The organism is Paenibacillus anaericanus (assembly GCF_003994475.1).
Lineage (GTDB): Bacteria > Bacillota > Bacilli > Paenibacillales > Paenibacillaceae > Fontibacillus > Fontibacillus anaericanus.
Genome location: NZ_RZNY01000016.1, coordinates 44,096 through 62,274, shown reverse-complemented (window position 1 = coordinate 62,274; position 18,179 = coordinate 44,096). Strand labels below are relative to the sequence as shown.

The 18,179-nt window shown below is 45.1% G+C and carries 15 protein-coding genes and 1 riboswitch; of the genes, 12 read left to right on the top strand and 3 right to left on the bottom strand.

Annotated elements, in window-relative coordinates:
• Positions 1-56: 56 nt before the first annotated feature.
• The 9 genes from EJP82_RS18475 to trxB all read left to right on the top strand — a co-directional run bounded on the left by EJP82_RS18475 (position 57) and on the right by trxB (position 10,419).
• Positions 57-2,303 (top strand): MMPL family transporter, encoded by a 2,247-nt coding sequence (locus tag EJP82_RS18475; RefSeq protein ID WP_127193559.1) that lies wholly within the window; start codon positions 57-59, stop codon positions 2,301-2,303.
• Positions 2,304-2,486: 183 nt separating this feature from the next.
• Complete coding sequence (locus EJP82_RS18470) at positions 2,487-3,236, top strand: MBL fold metallo-hydrolase (RefSeq protein ID WP_127193558.1); 750 nt, start codon at positions 2,487-2,489, stop codon at positions 3,234-3,236.
• Positions 3,226-3,795, top strand: coding sequence for a TetR/AcrR family transcriptional regulator (locus EJP82_RS18465; protein ID WP_127193557.1), 570 nt, complete (start codon positions 3,226-3,228; stop codon positions 3,793-3,795). Before EJP82_RS18470 ends, EJP82_RS18465 begins: the two co-directional genes overlap by 11 nt.
• A gap of 73 nt (positions 3,796-3,868) precedes the next feature.
• On the top strand, positions 3,869-4,126 hold the full coding sequence (locus EJP82_RS18460; RefSeq protein ID WP_127193556.1) for a YqkE family protein: 258 nt from the start codon (positions 3,869-3,871) through the stop codon (positions 4,124-4,126).
• Positions 4,127-4,318: 192 nt separating this feature from the next.
• A complete protein-coding gene (def, locus tag EJP82_RS18455) occupies positions 4,319-4,882 on the top strand; it encodes a peptide deformylase (RefSeq protein WP_127193555.1) in 564 nt (187 codons plus the stop codon).
• 54 nt (positions 4,883-4,936) lie between these two features.
• Complete coding sequence (deoC, locus tag EJP82_RS18450; RefSeq protein ID WP_127193618.1) at positions 4,937-5,608, top strand: deoxyribose-phosphate aldolase; 672 nt, start codon at positions 4,937-4,939, stop codon at positions 5,606-5,608.
• A gap of 183 nt (positions 5,609-5,791) precedes the next feature.
• Complete coding sequence (locus EJP82_RS18445) at positions 5,792-7,084, top strand: homocysteine synthase (RefSeq protein WP_127193554.1); 1,293 nt, start codon at positions 5,792-5,794, stop codon at positions 7,082-7,084.
• A 314-nt stretch (positions 7,085-7,398) separates the two neighbouring features.
• Positions 7,399-9,336 (top strand): heavy metal translocating P-type ATPase, encoded by a 1,938-nt coding sequence (locus EJP82_RS18440; protein ID WP_127193553.1) that lies wholly within the window; start codon positions 7,399-7,401, stop codon positions 9,334-9,336.
• Between the two features lie 135 nt (positions 9,337-9,471).
• Positions 9,472-10,419 (top strand): thioredoxin-disulfide reductase, encoded by a 948-nt coding sequence (gene trxB / locus EJP82_RS18435; protein WP_127193552.1) that lies wholly within the window; start codon positions 9,472-9,474, stop codon positions 10,417-10,419.
• 183 nt (positions 10,420-10,602) lie between these two features.
• Here the strand turns inward: trxB and EJP82_RS18430 are convergent, their stop codons facing one another.
• Positions 10,603-10,800 (bottom strand): hypothetical protein, encoded by a 198-nt coding sequence (locus EJP82_RS18430; protein ID WP_127193551.1) that lies wholly within the window; start codon positions 10,798-10,800, stop codon positions 10,603-10,605.
• A gap of 349 nt (positions 10,801-11,149) precedes the next feature.
• Between EJP82_RS18430 and EJP82_RS18425 the strand changes: the two genes are divergently transcribed.
• Positions 11,150-12,277: a transglutaminase domain-containing protein gene (locus tag EJP82_RS18425; protein ID WP_127193550.1), complete on the top strand. Its 1,128-nt coding sequence runs from the start codon at positions 11,150-11,152 to the stop codon at positions 12,275-12,277.
• Between the two features lie 65 nt (positions 12,278-12,342).
• On the opposite strand, the gene EJP82_RS18420 is transcribed toward EJP82_RS18425, so the two are convergent.
• Both EJP82_RS18420 and EJP82_RS18415 read right to left on the bottom strand, forming a co-directional pair.
• Positions 12,343-13,806, bottom strand: coding sequence for an amino acid permease (locus tag EJP82_RS18420; protein WP_127193549.1), 1,464 nt, complete (start codon positions 13,804-13,806; stop codon positions 12,343-12,345).
• Between the two features lie 139 nt (positions 13,807-13,945).
• Positions 13,946-14,144, bottom strand: a riboswitch (Lysine riboswitch).
• A gap of 174 nt (positions 14,145-14,318) precedes the next feature.
• A complete protein-coding gene (locus EJP82_RS18415; RefSeq protein WP_127193548.1) occupies positions 14,319-15,467 on the bottom strand; it encodes a virulence factor in 1,149 nt (382 codons plus the stop codon).
• Positions 15,468-15,800: 333 nt separating this feature from the next.
• Between EJP82_RS18415 and EJP82_RS18410 the strand changes: the two genes are divergently transcribed.
• The gene (locus EJP82_RS18410) at positions 15,801-17,150 is read left to right on the top strand and encodes a cytochrome ubiquinol oxidase subunit I (protein ID WP_127193547.1); all 1,350 of its coding nucleotides are present in this window, start codon (positions 15,801-15,803) and stop codon (positions 17,148-17,150) included.
• A complete protein-coding gene (locus EJP82_RS18405; RefSeq protein WP_127193546.1) occupies positions 17,147-18,178 on the top strand; it encodes a cytochrome d ubiquinol oxidase subunit II in 1,032 nt (343 codons plus the stop codon). The genes EJP82_RS18410 and EJP82_RS18405 overlap by 4 nt, the downstream gene beginning before the upstream one ends.
• Position 18,179 lies beyond the last annotated feature (1 nt).

Below are 18,179 nucleotides of genomic sequence, written 5' to 3'. Positions count from 1 at the left end.
ACAATATGATTTATGTCACACCACTAATCAATGGAGAAAATGGAGATGGAGAAGATATGGATATCCTACTGGAGCGTATGGGTCGCTGGGTTGCTGGGAGAAGAACGAAATGGGTCACACTGGTCGCGTGGATTGTTCTTGCTGGTGTGCTAAGTGCAGTCTGGCCAGGCGTTAATCAGAAAGAAGATAATACTGCGGCTAATCTTGATTCTCTTCAGCCATCGGTTCAGGCGGGACTATTATCCGAGGAAGAGTTTCCAAGTGATTCCGGATTACCGGCGTTGCTCGTATGGAAACGAGATGGTGGACTTCTTGATGAGGACTACGAGAATATACAGAAGTTAACCGCTTATTTTACGCAGAATCCGCTTGAGGGGCAGGAGTTAGTCGTACCCTTCGATCGTATTCCTCTGCCAGCGTTGAAACAGCAGGCGTCTGAGGATGGAACAGCTATTGTATTGCCGTTTTTCTTCAACAAGAATATTGATTCTGATCTGCTAAAGCAAGGGATTGCCCAGATTCAGGAGCAAGTGAAGACCGACTTCGGGAGCGATCCGTTCGCTGCTAAGCTTGATGATCATGGTGAACTATCCGTCCGTGTATCAGGACCTGCGGGAGTTTCACTCGACGCGGTAGGGTTATTCTCCAATGCAGACGTTTCATTACTTATGGCAACTGTACTGTTAGTTCTGGTCTTATTACTGCTTATTTATAGATCGCCTATCTTGGCGATTATACCTTTGATTGCAGTTGGCTTCGCTTATGGAGTAACTAGTCCGATACTGGGGAAAATGGCCGATATGGGCTGGATCACATTTGATTCACAGAGTATTTCAATCATGACTGTCCTTCTGTTCGGTGCGGGAACGGATTACTGTTTGTTCCTCATATCCCGATTTAGACAGCTCCTGATGGAGGAAAAGGATAAGTCAAAAGCGTTGGTAAGAGCGTTCCGAGATTCATCTGGTGCTATTGCAATGAGTGGATTCACCGTGGTCATGGCATTACTGGTATTGTTATTTGCTAAGTATGGTTCTGTCCACCGATTCGCCGTTCCTTTTAGCTTGTCGATTCTGATTATGGGCATTGCCAGTTTAACCTTGGTTCCGGCGCTGTTGGCCATCTTCGGACGGGTTTCATTCTACCCGCTTGTTCCTCGAACACCAGAGATGGCAGCTGAACGGGCACGTAAGAAAGGGAAAGCAAACATTTCTAAATCGCACAAAAAAAGCGGAGGTCGGGTCGGACGTGTAGTAACGAAGAGACCTTGGCTAATTGTAATTGTGACCCTAGTGATTCTTGGAGGGTTCGCTGGTAATGCGCTACGGATTGAATACACCGTGGATATCTTATCTTCTTTTCCGGAAGATAGTCCTTCTCGTGAAGGATTTGCCGTTATTGCAGATAAATTCACGCCAGGTGAGTTAGCACCAGTTAAGCTTATGGTAGATACTCAGGGGAAGGAAGTTCCACTTGAGAAGACCTTCTCTGAATTGCCTTTTGTTAGCAAGGTGTCAGAGATTACCCAGGGGAAAAATAATAATGAGATTAACGCTATAGATATCGAGTTTAATTTGAATCCATATTCTAATGAGGCAATGAAGCATATTCCTGATATACGAAATGCTGCAGTGCAAGTTTTAAAGGATGCCGGTGTAACATCGCCAGAGGAGCGGGTTTGGGTTGGGGGATTGACGTCAACTCAGTTTGATACGGAAGCGACTAATGCACGAGATCAACAGGTCATTATTCCAATTGTAATCGGCTTGATCGCCATTTTATTACTAGCGTATCTACGCTCCGTAGTCGCCATGATCTATCTAATATTGACAGTCGTGTTATCCTACTTCTCCGCACTTGGATTGGGCTGGTTCGTTATCCACGACATCATGGGCGCTACGGCGATTCAAGGTCTGATTCCACTCTATGCCTTCGTGTTTCTTGTGGCGCTAGGTGAGGACTATAACATTTTCTTGATCTCAAGCATTTGGAAGAAGCGAAAAAGTATGCCGCTCAAGCAGGCCATTCAAGAGGGAGTTACGGAAACAGGGGGAGTCATCACCTCGGCGGGCTTAATATTGGCGGGTACCTTTGCTGTGTTGGCAACATTACCGATTCAGGTATTGGTACAATTTGGCCTGATTTGCGCCATTGGAGTACTACTAGATACATTTGTAGTCCGTCCACTACTTGTTCCGGCAATTACGATGCTACTGGGACGATGGGCTTTCTGGCCGGGAACAGTGGAGGGAAAGACTGAAATATCTCAGCATTCATACCACAAACAAAAACAACTAAAATGATATAGATCGCTTTGGGCAGGACTGCGGGATGATTATATTCCTGTGTCCTGCTTTTTTATTTTCGTTTTTTAGATAGATCCACTTGTAAAACTAATGGTATTAGTTATAATATAAACTAACGGCATTAGTTTTTATAGAATAGTAATGAAATAGACTGATAAGGTGAGAGGGAGGCAAGGGTTCATGAGAATAATTCAGAAGGAAAACTTATTCCAATTATCATTTCTCCCAAGAATTTTCCCTGTTAACTGCTATATAGTTGAAGAAGAAAACGGGGTTACTTTGATCGACGCAGCGTTGCCCTACAGCGTGAAGGGCATTATTCATACGATCGAAAAGGTAGGAAAGCCATTATCACGTATTGTACTGACACATATTCACAATGACCATGTAGGTTCTTTAGATGAGCTGAAGTCTCGCTTTCCCAAAGTTCCAGTATACGTTTCATCAAGGGATGCGCGGCTGATGGATGGAAACCTTACATTGGATCCAGATGAACCGCAGACTCCCATTCGTGGAGGAGTGCCCAAGGCGCTACAAACTCGGGCCGATGTTCTCGTTGTTGATGGTGATGAAATTGGATCACTGTTGGTCATCGCTAGTCCGGGTCATACACCGGGATCGATATCTCTGCTAGATCAACGAACTGGCGCACTGGTGGTTGGCGATGCGATACATACTCGCACAGCCGTCGCGGTGAGTGGGATGATGACTCCTCTCTTTCCGTTCCCGGCTATGGCTACATGGAATAAGCAGGTGGCGCTGGATAGCGTTCGGAAGTTAGTAGCGTTGAATCCAACGCTATTAGCAGCAGGACATGGCAACCTGATCTTAGACCCCATTCAGGCTATGGTCAGCGCGGTTAAGAAGGCGGAACTGGCATTTGGATCTGTGTCAGGCGAAAGCGAGAGGAGTAAACCCCATGTCACCTAGAGCCGGACTTAATGCAGAGTTGGTTTTACATGCTGCCTGGGGGATTGCTGATTCTCAAGGTATAGCGGCTGTAACTTTGTCATCCGTAGCTCAAAAACTAGGGGTGCGTTCGCCTTCACTTTACAATCATGTCAGTAGTCTTGATGAGCTTCGAAGAATGTTGGCTGCACAAGTTCTGAATCAATTGCATGAACGTATCGTTGCTGCCATAGAGGGACTTAATGGAGAGGCGGCGATACGTGCATTTGCTAGTACTTATATAAACTATGCTCTAGAGCATCCAGGATTATATGAAGGTGCCCAAATAGCTTCTGATCAGAGAGATCATGAGGTTACCAGGGCGGGTGGAGCTATCGTAGATTTAACGCTTCAGTTATTGAGTCACTATTCTTTGAATGAAAAAGAGGCATTGTACGCTGTACGCGGATTGCGAAGCCTGGTACATGGTTATGCATCTTTAGAGCGACTTGGTGGATTTGGACTTCCACTCGATTTGCAAGAGAGCTTTGTGTTTAATTTGAACATCTTTCTTGGGGGACTGAGGCACGGCAGTTGTTGACAGTATTTTTAACTCTGTGATACTTTAGGTTTGAACTCACAGTAAAGTCAGAACTAACCGAGGTGAACTGAAAATGGCCAAAAAGAAACCACGTCCAACGCCTCCCGTTACTTCCAGTGATCAACCAGCTACGCTAAAAGACTTGCTCAGCCCTGATATTGTAAGCAAGCTAAAGGAGCAGGCTGCGGATATGAAACGGGAAGAAGAGCAACGGAAAGAGGAAATTCGGATCCAAGCAGAGGAAGAACGTAAGGCGAAACAGAAACAACTGGATAATAACTTTGAGCATTTGCTAAGTAAAAATGATATGGATTGGCATAAATATAAATGAACTGGAGCTCCGGATAGGAGCTCTTTTCTATGTATTGTTGCGGTATTATCAGGAGTCTTATTGTATGATGAGCAGGTAACGATTACAATACTACTATGGATTCAATATAGTTTAACGAGCGATGATTCCCTGTGACTACTGGTTAGCTAGCGGCACAAATAATAAGTACGAAGGTGGATGAGTTTTTTATTTATGAGTAAATTCAAACGAGACTATATCATAATGATGGACGATATTATACGCGAAGGCGACCCCATTCTCAGAACTGTAACGGAGCCGGTAAGTGTTCCTCCAAGTGAGGAAGACAAAGAAGAAATGGCGGCAATGATGCTCTTTCTGAAGAATAGCCAAGACCCTGAACTAAGTAAAAAATATAAGCTCCGGGCAGGGGTAGGCTTGTCTGCTAATCAAATTGGTTTGAATAAGCGCATGTTCGCAGCGTTGCTAACTGATGATAAAGGTGTAGATAGAGAAATTGCGCTATTTAATCCAAAGATTATTAGCCACTCGACCACCATGGTCTATATACCGGAAAGCGAAGGTTGTCTCTCGGTAGATCGGCCGATCCAGGGCTTTGTACCGCGATATGAAAAGGTACAGATTAAGGCTTGGAATGAGAAAGGCGAGGAAATAAAAGTTCGCTATAAAGGTTTCAATGCGATTGTGATGCAGCATGAAATCGATCATTTGAATGGAATTATGTTCTACGATCGGATCAACAAGGATAATCCGTTTAAGCTTCCTACAGATGTATAAATTTCAAGTTTATATTAAAAATAATAGATCAAAATCGGGGGAATTAATGTGAGTATGAAATCGGTCGTGGCTAAGATAGACCACACTTTGTTAAAAGCTGATGCAAGAAAAGAAGATATCGTGCAGCTAGCTAATGAAGCTAAGGAATACGGGTTTGCTTCCGTATGTGTAAATCCAGTATGGGTGGAGACGGCTGCAGAAGTATTAAAGGATGTCCCTAATGTGAAAGTATGCACGGTTATCGGGTTCCCACTTGGGGCTTCTGCACCACAGGTAAAAGCGTTTGAAACGGCACAGGCAATTGCAGATGGAGCCAAGGAAATTGATATGGTCATTAACATTGGTGCTTTGAAAGCTGGGGACGATGACCTCGTTGTACGTGATATGATTGGTGTGGTTGAGAAAGCAGAAGGCAAAGCTCTTGTGAAAGTCATTCTCGAGACATGTCTGTTAACTCCTGAAGAAATTGTTCGTGCATGCAGGTTAGCTGTATCGGCGGGTGTTGATTTTGTCAAAACTTCTACAGGATTTTCTACGGGTGGAGCTACAATAGAGGCAGTGGCACTAATGGCGAAGACGGTTGGTCCTGGAATTGGTGTAAAGGCCTCAGGTGGCGTACGGAGTCTCGAAGATGCTTTAGCTATGATTGAAGCTGGAGCAACCCGGTTAGGTTCGAGTGCAGGTGTGGCTATAGCACAAGGCCTACGTAATGATGGGGCTTACTAAGCATTCAATAAAAATTAGATAAACAGGTATGAACCCGCCGGGAATTGGCGGGTTTTTTAATTTTATAATAATTCACATAGGTTTTATCGGATTTGCTATGTTCAAATGGATGATTTTGTGAGAGAATATACAAAACATTAATTAAATCAAATTAAATGTATTTATTCTAAGGAGGAATTATTCATGTCTGAAGAGCGTAAACTTGCGTTGGAAACCCTTGCTGTCCATGCGGGCCAGGAAATTGATCCCACTACATATTCAAGGGCCGTACCATTGTATCAAACGACTTCCTATGGTTTCCGCGATACAGAGCATGCTGCGAACCTATTTGGTTTGAAGGAATTTGGTAATATCTATTCCCGTATTATGAATCCAACTAACGATGTGTTTGAGAAGCGGATCGCAGCACTTGAGGGCGGAGTCGGCGCACTTGCTACAGCTTCTGGACAGGCTGCAATAACTTTCTCCATTCTTAATATCGCTGGAGCGGGTGATGAGATCGTCTCGTCTGCAACGCTCTACGGTGGTACGTATAATTTGTTTGCTAATACATTACCAAGGTTAGGCATTGATGTGAAGTTTGTTGATTCCTCCAATCCAGAAAATTTCCGCTCAGCTATTACGGATAAGACTAAGGCGTTGTATGCAGAGACCATTGGTAATCCGAAAGGAGATGTGCTTGATATCGAAGCGGTAGCGGCAATTGCCCATGAACATGGTATTCCATTGATCGTGGATAATACGTTCCCAAGTCCGTATTTGCTACGGCCCATCGAATTTGGTGCCGATATCGTGGTCCATTCCGCTACAAAGTTTATCGGCGGACATGGGACATCGATCGGTGGTGTGATTGTGGATAGCGGTAAATTTGATTGGACAGCGAACGACAAGTTCCCTGGCTTGACGAATCCAGATCCTAGCTACAACGGTGTGGTATACACGGATGCTGTAGGACCGCTTGCTTATATTATTAAGGCACGTGTACAATTGCAACGGGATCTGGGTGCATCATTAGCACCGTTTAATGCATGGCTATTGATTCAAGGACTGGAGACGCTCCATCTTCGGGTAGAACGTCATAGTGAGAACGCCCTTAAAGTGGCGAAGTATTTAGAAGCGCACGACAAAGTAGAGTGGGTTAGTTATGCTGGACTTCCTAGCCACGAATCCTATGAACTTGCGCAGAAATACCTACCAAAGGGTCAAGGAGCAATCCTGACTTTTGGAATCAAGGGTGGAGTGGATGCAGGACGCAAGTTGATCGAGAGTGTGAAGTTGTTCTCACATCTTGCCAATGTTGGAGATTCCAAATCATTGATTATTCACCCAGCCAGCACGACGCATCAGCAACTCTCGGAAGAGGCGCAACTGGCAGCGGGAGTTAATCCAGGACTCATTCGTTTATCTGTCGGCACAGAATCGATTGACGACATCATTTACGATCTAGAACAAGCGATTGAAGCTAGCCAATTGTAGAGTGGTGGAGTAAGACGCCTAACTAAATAGTGAATAAGCATAATCGAGCAAAGATCGCTATTCAGGGATGAAAGATTCCCGGAATAGCGATCTTTTTTTATTGAATAGAAATATCTGTATTTACAGAAGTAAGCAGAAGGGTTAAAATAAAATTAAAGTTTCACAAAGGAAAAACTGTTGTCCTAGTACAACAATGATTATCATTCTCAATAACATGCTGCTCCGGGGATTCCCGGGGCAGCATGTGTCATTTTCAGGGCATTAACAATAGTATTCATTCTCAATTGAACATTACAAAAGTGGAGGGGATTTAAATGCAAGCCATACACAGGGTGATGCCTGCTACACAGAAATCAATGAATCAGCCAGATCCGGGACGTCGGCCTCGCGCCTCATTTCTAGCGATGTTACGTCATAAAGAAATATTGATGGTGATATGTAGTGGAGCTTTGATGCTTGCCGCTTGGGGTATCGGCAATTGGTCGGAGCCCTTATCGGTACTGCTCTATATTGCGTCTTACGTACTGGGTGGGTATTTGAAAGCCAAGGAAGGTTTATTGACCTTATTCAAGGATCGTGACCTGGATGTTAATTTGTTGATGATTGCTGCAGCGCTGGGGGCTGCGTCCATTGGATATTGGAATGAAGGTGCAATGTTAATATTCATCTTTGCACTTAGTGGTGCGCTAGAGTCGTTTGCAAGTGAGCGAAGCCGGAAGGATATTTCCGCATTAATCGCATTGAAGCCAGAAACAGCGCTTCGAGTCGATGGTGACGGAATGAAACGAGTTGCGGTGGAAGAATTGAGCATAGGAGATTTGTTATTAGTGCGACCAGGGGAGGTTATTCCGGCCGATGGTATTATTCGGAGTGGCGGATCTGCGGTTAATCAAGCGACGATAACAGGTGAATCCATCCCTGTGGATAAAGGTGTAGGTGATGGAGTCTACACAGGTACGCTCAATGGTGAAGGTGCGCTTTATGTGGAAGTGACAAGTCCGGCGGAAGGGACACTCTTCGCTAAGATCATTGCTCTAGTGGAGCAGGCGCAGAATGAGACGCCTGAAACACAACGGTTTATTAAGCGTTTGGAAGGTGTATATGCCAAAGGAGTAGTTATGGTAACCATGGGGTTCATATTGTTAACCCCCATACTTTTAGATTGGGCATGGTCTTTTGCATTCTACAAAGCCATGGTATTTCTAGTCGTTGCTTCTCCTTGTGCCATAGTCTCATCTGTAATGCCCGCTATGTTATCGGCCATGTCAAAGAGTGCCAGAGGTGGTGTACTCTTTAAAGGCGGAGCGCACATGGATAATATGGGGATGACTAAGGTAGTTGCATTTGATAAAACAGGAACACTTACGGCAGGGCTACCCATGGTAACGGAGCTATTTGCTGCGGATGGGTATGATCGATTACAATTGCTTTCCGCTTGCGCTGCTGCAGAGAGTCTATCAGAACATCCACTTGCTCGTGCTATCGTTAGAAAAGCAGAAGAGGAAGGACTAGGGATTCAAGCTGCGGAGGAATTGCAAGCACTTCCTGGTTGGGGGATTGAGGCGAGAATTGACGGGATACTCTGGCGTATTGGCAAAGCGGATGAGAATGATCCTAGTTTACCAGAATCGTTGCGCCAGCGACTCCAGGTTTTAGTGAATGATGGGAATACGGTTTCCGTTATTCAATTTGGCGACAATTATGCAGGATTGATTGCATTGCAAGATACGGTTCGTCCACAGGCGAAGGCTGCTCTTTCCAGGCTACATAAGCTTGGGGTAGTTACAGTGATGTTGACAGGGGACCGGAATGGAACGGCGCAGTCTGTTGCTAGGGAAGCGGGTATAGATTTGGTATATGGCGATCTGTTACCACAGGATAAGGTGAAATACGTTGGGGAGTTACGCGCAAAGCATGGTCATGTCGTTATGGTTGGCGATGGTGTTAATGATGCGCCTGCGCTTGCTGCGGCGACAGTTGGTGTGGCGATGGGCGGAGCAGGCAGTGGGGCAGCGCTGGAAGTAGCGGATGTTGTGTTAATGAATGATAACCTGGAGCGGGTTGCTGAGACGATTGAGTTGGCTAGGCGTGCTCGAAAGATCGTGAAGCAGAATCTGATTTTTGCAGCTGGTGTCATCACATTACTTATTATAGGTAACTTTGTTCAAGAATTACCCTTACCACTTGGTGTGGTAGGTCACGAAGGTAGCACTCTTCTAGTTATTCTTAACGGACTGCGTTTATTGCGCTAACTTGGAGTAACTTCATCATTCCTTCATTTAAACTTCACCTAACCCCTCCGTTACGAATATTGACAGTACGCTAGCCATTCAACATAATTAAAGCAAGAGACTAGCGTACTTACCTTGAAGGAGGAACTTATATATATGTATAAATCTATTATTATAGGTACAGGGCCAGCTGGCCTTACAGCAGCTATTTACCTGGCACGAGCTAACCTGAGTCCACTTGTGATTGAAGGACCACAACCAGGTGGTCAACTAACTACCACAACAGAAGTAGAGAATTTCCCGGGATTTCCTGAGGGGATTATGGGACCGGAATTGATGGATAATATGCGCAAGCAGGCAGAACGTTTTGGCGCAGAATTCCGTACTGGCTGGGTGAACAGCGTAGACATGAGCCAACGTCCATTTAAGCTTCAAGTGGAAGGAATCGGTGAACTAATTACCGATACATTAGTACTATCAACCGGAGCTACTGCGAAGTATCTGGGTATTCCCGGAGAACAGGATAATATCGGACGTGGTGTGAGCACATGCGCAACTTGCGATGGTTTCTTTTTCCGTAACAAGGAAATTATCGTCGTGGGCGGCGGAGATTCTGCGCTAGAAGAAGCTGGGTTCTTAACTCGTTTTGCGTCGAAAGTGACACTGGTACATCGTCGTGACGAGATGCGCGCCTCCAAGATTATGCAGGACCGTGTACGTGGGAATGAGAAAGTGGAATGGGCATTGAACCGTACACCGCTTGAGGTTATAACGGATGAGAAGGGTGTAACCGGACTCAAAGTGCGCAACAATGATACAGGTGAAGAGGAGATTATTAATGCTAGTGGCGTGTTTGTGGCCATTGGTCATCATCCCAATACCGCATTCCTTGGTGGGGCAATTGATACAGACGAGAACGGCTACATTATTGTGAAGCCAGGAACATCAGAGACGAATATCCCAGGAGTGTTTGCTTGTGGCGATGTGCAAGATACTCGTTATCGTCAAGCGATTACCGCTGCTGGTAGTGGATGTATGGCAGCTATCGATTGTGAGAAGTATATTGAGAACTTGGAGCATGAAACAGTGCCTTCTTCAGTATAATAGTTTGATATATTAAGGCTGAGAGAAGGAGCGTTATCCTGGGTATGAACAAAACTCAATTTGAGAGTGCTCTGGCCTAGTAAGCTTGTGAGAAACAAAAAAAGAGCCCCTTGGCTCTATTATAGGAGAACAGATCACGAGATCTGTTCTTCTTTTTGCTGTATTTCATAGATTTCACTAAGTTTAATGGAATAGACCAGAGACAAGTTGGAATACGAAATAACTGAGAATGCCGCCGCCGATTAGGCTAAGTCCGGCTTTCTTTTTACCTTGGAACAACCGTAAGGCGCCTAGGCTTACCAGAGGGGCAATAATAAGTACAAAGCACATTACTGCAACAAACATTTGTACGGAAATGTCTGAAGTATCTACTATGGTCATAGTCCTTGTCTCTCCATTCCTGTTAATAATTTAAATTGATATGATAAAAATCACAAAGAATCATGTTATTTATTATACCTAAATCTGTGTTGTTATGTAGGAAATTAACTGAGAAAATAAGTCAAATTTGCGTCACTTTTAGAAATAGAATTGATTATATAGTGTGAAAAATCTCATTCGTGTTAGCTCGACAAAACTAGAAACCTTCTGCAATATTAGCTGTGTTACAATGTGCTCAAAGGGAGCTTGGACCGCTATCAAGCTTCTGGAAGCTTAGAGTAAGAAGAGTAAGAAGAGTAAGAAGAGTAAGAAGAGTAAGAAGAACCAATGGGAGAAGGAGTTGGAGAAGATGAGACTGAACGTACATAAACGATGGCTAACTGCGGGAATTATTGGCGTCATTCTATTTGGATCCATCCCATCAAAATGGGGAGTCGTTGAAGTATACGCTACTGCAGACATAGCTTCTGTATCCTCTTCTGAGCAAATTCAATCGAAAATTGCGGAGGGAATGGCTATGCGCCAAACTTCCCTATCTTTTAAATATAAAGGATCTACGAAAAACTTGGAGACCATGTTGAAGGATGCGATGAACGGGGCGCTCGACAGCGATCCTTATACGAAATACATCGTTGACCGTTATGCATACTCTTGGCGGGGAACCACAGGTGCTGCGAAAATTACGATTAATATCGTATACCGTGAGACGGCGGAACAATCTGCTTATGTGAATGAGAGAGTCCAAGCCATATTGAAAGAAATTATCAAGCCAAGCATGAATGATCATCAGAGAGTTAAGGCCGTCCATGACTATGTGGTGATCAATTTGAAATATGACGAGGATTTAAAAATATATACGGCATATGAGGGACTACGAACAGGTGAGGCTGTGTGCCAGGGGTATGCGCTCCTTACTTATAAATTGTTACAAGGTGCGGGGATAGAGAACCTAATTATTGAGGGGAATGCTGGTGGACAGGCTCATGCCTGGAATCTGGTTTTACTGGATAAAAAGTGGTATCACATCGACACGACGTGGGATGACCCGATCCAGGACTCCCTAAGCGGAATTAGATATTCGTATTATCTTAAGAACGATGAAGAGATGCGAAGAGATCATATATGGACCAAGAAATATCCTTCCGCTACCTCCTCATATAAAGAAAACCTCCAAAGCTTGATCAAGAAGGGCGGAAAGGTAACAGCCTTCTATCAAGCGATGGAGGATGAGCTAGGTTATAACTTATATGATGCTACTGCTGTTGTCACGAATTCAACAGGGCTACAGTCCAAAGTGAAGCAGGGACTTAAGAAGAATAAACTGACAGTTACCTTAAGATATTCCGGACTAGAGAAAAGTCTTCTAGAGGATCTAGGTAGTTTGTATGAGCTAAATATTAAGAATATTAGCTATCTCACGGAACCTCTGGAAGAAACCGAAGATTGGCGGGTCGAGATACATTGGGAGATGAAATAGAACATCCTAGGCTAGCCTATCGAAATTAGTGTATTCGATGCCACGGGAGTGAGCGCTACTCTATTCTAGCGCTCAGATGGGGCATCGAGTTCACAATCTTTAAGTGGGATTAGCTTGCTTCCCTTGCTCCATTTATAACCGAGCCACAGAATCAGAAATAATGGGACACTGATATAAGTGACGACTAGACCGTACCAATCAATACTATCGCCATTGAAAGAAGACATACTCTGACCCAGGATCACAACCAAGCAAAGAGCGAAGGCAAAGATTGGTCCAAATGGGAACCAACGTGCCCGGTAGGGAAGATCATTAAGGTCACGACCTTGAGCCAAATAAGCCCGACGGAAACGGTAATGGCTAATAGCGATGCCAAGCCAAGTAATGAAACCACACATACCAGAGGCATTTAGTAACCAAGTATAGACGACACCATCTCCGAACAGAGAGGCAAAGAATGCGGTCATACCAACGAGTGTTGTCATCAGCAGGGCGTTCATTGGAATGCCGTTACGGTTTAGTTTGCCAAGGAATTTTGGCGCCTTACCACGTTTAGCCAGCGAGTATAGTACCCGTGATGAAGCATACATCCCCGAATTGCCGGCTGACAGAACGGAGGATAGAATGACAGCATTCATGACCGAAGCTGCGAAAGCCAGCCCCGCTTTTTCGAATACGAGTGTGAAGGGGCTAACGCCAATACTTTCAATACCATCCTTAAGCAGATCCGGATTAGTATAAGGGATGAGCAGGCCGATGACTAGAATGGCTAGAATGTAAAAGATCAGGATCCGCCAGAATACTTGGCGAATGGCACGTGGGACATGTTCACGTGGATTATCACTTTCTCCAGCTGCGACACCAACCATTTCCGTTCCTTGGAACGAGAAACCGGCTGCCATGAACACACCCAAAACGCCAAGGAATCCACCATGGAAGGGTGCGTCACCCGTCGTGAAATTACTGAATCCTACAGCTTTTCCCCCAAGGATACCGAAAATCATAAGCACCCCGATAACGAGAAAAACAACGACTACCGCAATTTTGATCATTGCGAACCAATATTCAGATTCCCCATACCCTTTAACAGAAAGAACGTTTATTCCTAGAATAATAGCAAGGAATAGTACACTCCACATCAGCGAGGAGCTCTCGGGGAACCAGTATTTAATAATCAGTGTTGCTGCAGACAATTCGGCTGCAATCGTAATCGCCCAGTTGTACCAGAAGTTCCAGCCCATGGCGAACCCTAGTGATGGATCAACAAATCTTGAAGCATAGGTCTCAAAGGAACCAGAATCCGGCATGTAGGTAGCAAGTTCCCCCAAACTGGTCATTAGGAAATAGACCATTATGCCAACTGCGGTGTACGCGAGAAGGGCGCCACCAGGTCCTGCTGTGGCGATAGCTCCACCACTTGCGAGAAACAGTCCTGTTCCGATGGAACCCCCAAGTGCTATCATTGTCATGTGACGAGCCTTGAGACCGGGCTTTAGACTGTTAACGGATGCAACTTTTTTGTTACTCATGTTATACGACTCCTTCAAATAGGGATCTTCCCCGTAATTATTAGAGATCGAAGTAGCGGGACGATCCACACATAGAAAAAAGACCGCAGAAAGGATTCTGCGGTCTTATTGTATACACTGTGTATCCGCACCATTCCTCCATGAAGATAGCTCAACACGATTTGCCGGGATGACGGGAAATCGTGACAGTTCTGTCCCTTTCGGTAACAGCCCCAGCATGACACCCGATTGAAGCCTAGTGTCTTACTTCGGCGAAGGTGCCTTTCCCCCGGGATTCATGAGCGGCTTCAAACGCCTCCTCCGGGATACTCTTCACAATCGCGACCTCTACCTCATCGTTTCAATGATGAGGGTACTACATATTTTGTTGGTTTTTGAACAACTCACAGTATATAGCATGGAATTGAGCTCGGCAATGTCTAATTGTTTACAATTTTTATATATCTCGTCGAAAAGGGTACTGTGCCGTCCTTATGAGGACGGCACAGTACCCTTAATTACGTAAGAGAAGTTTAAACGTCGTTCCCACTGCGGTCGCGGTTAGCCATCTGTTGCCATACGGTTCCGGCAGCTTCTTCACCTGATTCAATCCGTTCTAGTGCCATTCTCGCCTGTAGGCCGACTTCAAACTCAGGATCTTCAGCGGCTTCCCGCAGTGCTTCAAGTGCGCTATCAGTCCCGACTTCGTAAAGGAAGCGGGCGGCCCGCCAGCGAACAAGCTTGCTCTTGTCCTTGAGCGTTGCAATCATCGCCTCTGTTGCAGCGGGATCACCAATGTCAGAGAGCGTATCGCCCGCTGTGCGACGCACAACAGGGGAGGCATCGCGCAGCACCTCATAGAGAAGCTCCATCGCTTCCGGCGTACGGATGTCGCCGAGATAGACAACGGCAAGGCGGCGAAGCTGCAGCTTGGGATCGCGCAGTGCCTTCGCGATGATCGGTAGGGCTTCCGGCCCCGGTTGTTGCAACGCCTCGAGTCCGGCGTAGCGGACTTGCCAATCCTCGCTCTGTTGTGACGATGCGATTTCTTCTAAGCTGAGTTCACGGCGTTGCTCAACGAACTCGCTCTCGTTACGACCGTGGGCAATCGCTTGTTCGATGACTGCCTGCAGCCGCTCTGGTGGAAAGGCGGCCTCTAGTTCCTGCTCGATCTCACGGGCGATGTCTGCAAGTTCTCCATAGCGAACGCCGTAGTCACTTAACTTACGCTCCTTAATGAGTGTAGAAGTGGCTACTTCTGTTACCGCTGATAGAAATCGCTCTGAGAGTCCAATGCGTTCCTCTTGTAATCCTGATTTGACCCGGATTTGCATCGGAATGCCACGGAAAAATTGAACAAATACCTGCGCTTCACCATAACTAACCATTTCCGTATCATCGGGGTTCCATGTAGATTCCACGGTTTCTTGGCCGAACTGCTCTTGTACTTGAGATAGAATCGCAGCCCAATCGGCATTTCCTTTACGATCTAAGGCGACAAAATCGGCGGTATGAAAGACACTTTTCACTCCAGGGATCTTCAGCATTTGTGCTATCCAGGTTGGGGCGGACCGCTCATTATCCTGGTTGTATGTTTTCCGGATACCCGGCTCTAAACTCTCGTCTAAATGGAGCTTCATTGAATTAGGACTTGGTGTAGGCTCTATAAATACAATTTTCATAAACTGTTCACATCTCCTTTCATTATTATTCTACCTCATAGGTGGCTTTTGCCCAACATTTTGCGAAATAGATTGGAATTACAATCGGTTTGAGGAATAAAAAGGAACTGATACGCCACAATAAAACAATAGAAATTAAGGGGGCGGACTTCGGCGATGTTCAGAAAACAAGAGAAAAACTTAATCATCGTATGTCTAGTAGTCGCTGTTGTGATGCTATATGCATTTGTGAAAAGTGTGATCCGTTTCATGAAGTACTATTGATGAGCAGCACCCAAAGTCAGCCGTTGTTTACGTTGGAAGATCATATTAAAAGGGAGTTGAGCTCATAACATGTCTTCACTAGATCCTGTCACGTTAAGCCGAATGCTTACGGGACTGACATTAGTCGTACATATTATCTTCGCATCGATTGGGGTTGGCGTACCGCTTATGATTGCCCTAGCGGAATGGAGGGGAATCCGTACGGGAGACCCTCACTACACACTTCTTGCGCGTCGTTGGGCTCGGGGATTTGTGATCTCTGTAGCGATTGGTGTCGTTACAGGAACCGCCATCGGTCTACAGCTCAGCCTACTGTGGCCAACGTTTATGAGGGTTGCTGGACAAGCAATCGCGTTGCCGCTATTCATGGAGACATTTGCCTTTTTTGTAGAGGCCATCTTTCTCGGAATTTACCTATACACATGGGAACGTTTCAAAAGACCCATGCTACATCTACTACTACTGATTCCTGTAGCGATAGGCTCTTCAGCTTCGGCGTTCTTCATTACTACTCTCAATGCATTCATGAACACACCACAGGGATTTACGCTGGAGAATGGGGTGTTTGCTGACTTTCAACCATTAGTGGCTATGTTCAATCCAGCTACACCGACTAAAGTATCACATGTAATAGCTTCATCCTATACAGTTAGTGCAGGGTTACTAGCGGGAGTAGCTGCATATAGCCTGCTTAAAGGCCGTAAACATGTTTATTTTAAGAAAGCGCTGAAGCTAACAGTAACGGCGACTTTTGTATTTGCTCTAGCAACAGCGATCATCGGTGACTTCTCCGGTAAGTTTCTAGCTCACTATCAGCCAGAGAAACTGGCAGCTGCAGAGTGGCATTTTGAGACGATGAAGCAGGCCCCATTGATATTTGGCGGTATATTGGACGAGAACAATGAAGTGAAATATGCGCTCAAAATACCGTTAGCATTAAGTGTATTGGCTGGAGGTTCTCCGAATACCGAAGTGGTCGGCTTGGATGAATTTCCTCAGGATGAGCTACCTCCGTTGTTTATTCACTATTTGTTTGACCTGATGGTGACATGCGGTATGTTGCTCGTTGTGATTCCTTTCCTATATCTCATTCGCGGCAGATTACCAGGTAAGAACAAAGGTTATCCTCGATGGATGTTGATTAGCATTATAGCGTTGGGTCCACTTGCAATGGCGGCAATTGAGTTGGGTTGGTTATATGCTGAGTTCGGTCGTCAGCCGTGGATTGTTCGTGGTTACATGAAGGTATCGGAGGCAGCTACAACATCTTCAAGTGTTGGTTACATGTTGGTGCTGTTTGCTTTTCTGTATATCGTATTGTGCTTGTCCTGTATTAAGGTACTTTCTAAATTGTTTCGTAATAAGGACGTGCTAGCTGAGATGAAGGAACTTGGAATTGAAGGAGGGGAGATATCTTGAGCTATGAAGTTGTAGGTATTACGGTGCTATGGACGTTTCTATTTGGATATCTCATTGTTGCCTCTATCGATTTTGGTGCAGGGTTCTTCAGTTATTACAGTGTGATTCGAGGACATGAGAATAAACTACATGACATCATCCAGCGTTATTTGTCGCCGATGTGGGAGGTGACGAATGTATTTTTGATTTTCTTTGTAGTAGGGCTCGTCGGTTTTTTTCCAGACTCCGCTTACTATTACGGTACAGCGTTATTAGTTCCGGGTAGTCTAGTTATTGTACTTTTGGCGCTCCGTGGAGCTTATTATGCATACAATACGTATGGTAGCAGCAAGTCGAATAATTTGTGGTATATGAGAATTTACGGGGCAACAGGTTTATTGATCCCAGCTGCCTTGTCCACTATTCTGGCGATATCTGAAGGTCATATTATTTTAGAAAGGGAAGGTAAGGTCATTCTGGAGTGGGGAAGATTCTTCAGCAATCCATATACTTGGTCTGTTATATTGCTGGCGTTGGTGTCCGTACTTTACATTTCAGCCATGTTCCTATCCTATTATGCCAAGAAGGCTGGCGATCGATCTGCGTTCGAGATTCTGCGTGGATATGCACTGATGTGGAGTGGTCCAACGATTCTCGCAAGCGTGTTTGCTTTTTTTCAGATCAATCGCCAGAACCCAGAGCATTTCCGTAACATGCTAGGAATTTCTTGGATGTTCATTGCTTCCTTCATCTGTTTCTTAGTTGCTGTTTATTTTCTCTGGAAACGGGTAAGGTTAGGGACTTCCTTTATTTTTGTCCTGCTACAATTTGGGTTTGCTTGGTATGGATATGGTCGTTCTCATCTTCCCTATATCCTCTATAAGCAAGTGAATATCTATGAGAACTTTACGAATGAAACGATGGCGATTGCTCTCATCAGTGCATTTGTCGCGGGTTTGTTTATTTTGGTTCCATCTCTGGTTTTATTGTTACGTCTCTTTCTGTTTGACGCCAAGTATGTTCGTGGTAATTCGCCAAAGAAAGGGTGAG

Excerpts from the sequence above, each read along its gene's own strand:
- EJP82_RS18410 (WP_127193547.1), top strand. The coding sequence starts at position 15,801 with ATGTCTTCACTAGATCCTGTCACGTTAAGCCGAATGCTTACGGGACTG.
- def (WP_127193555.1), top strand. The coding sequence starts at position 4,319 with ATGAGTAAATTCAAACGAGACTATATCATAATGATGGACGATATTATA.
- EJP82_RS18445 (WP_127193554.1), top strand. The coding sequence starts at position 5,792 with ATGTCTGAAGAGCGTAAACTTGCGTTGGAAACCCTTGCTGTCCATGCG.
- EJP82_RS18475 (WP_127193559.1), top strand. The coding sequence starts at position 57 with ATGGATATCCTACTGGAGCGTATGGGTCGCTGGGTTGCTGGGAGAAGA.
- EJP82_RS18465 (WP_127193557.1), top strand. The coding sequence starts at position 3,226 with ATGTCACCTAGAGCCGGACTTAATGCAGAGTTGGTTTTACATGCTGCC.
- EJP82_RS18415 (WP_127193548.1), bottom strand. The coding sequence starts at position 15,467 with ATGAAAATTGTATTTATAGAGCCTACACCAAGTCCTAATTCAATGAAG.
- EJP82_RS18440 (WP_127193553.1), top strand. The coding sequence starts at position 7,399 with ATGCAAGCCATACACAGGGTGATGCCTGCTACACAGAAATCAATGAAT.
- EJP82_RS18460 (WP_127193556.1), top strand. The coding sequence starts at position 3,869 with ATGGCCAAAAAGAAACCACGTCCAACGCCTCCCGTTACTTCCAGTGAT.
- EJP82_RS18470 (WP_127193558.1), top strand. The coding sequence starts at position 2,487 with ATGAGAATAATTCAGAAGGAAAACTTATTCCAATTATCATTTCTCCCA.
- EJP82_RS18425 (WP_127193550.1), top strand. The coding sequence starts at position 11,150 with ATGAGACTGAACGTACATAAACGATGGCTAACTGCGGGAATTATTGGC.
- EJP82_RS18430 (WP_127193551.1), bottom strand. The coding sequence starts at position 10,800 with ATGACCATAGTAGATACTTCAGACATTTCCGTACAAATGTTTGTTGCA.
- trxB (WP_127193552.1), top strand. The coding sequence starts at position 9,472 with ATGTATAAATCTATTATTATAGGTACAGGGCCAGCTGGCCTTACAGCA.
- deoC (WP_127193618.1), top strand. The coding sequence starts at position 4,937 with ATGAAATCGGTCGTGGCTAAGATAGACCACACTTTGTTAAAAGCTGAT.
- EJP82_RS18420 (WP_127193549.1), bottom strand. The coding sequence starts at position 13,806 with ATGAGTAACAAAAAAGTTGCATCCGTTAACAGTCTAAAGCCCGGTCTC.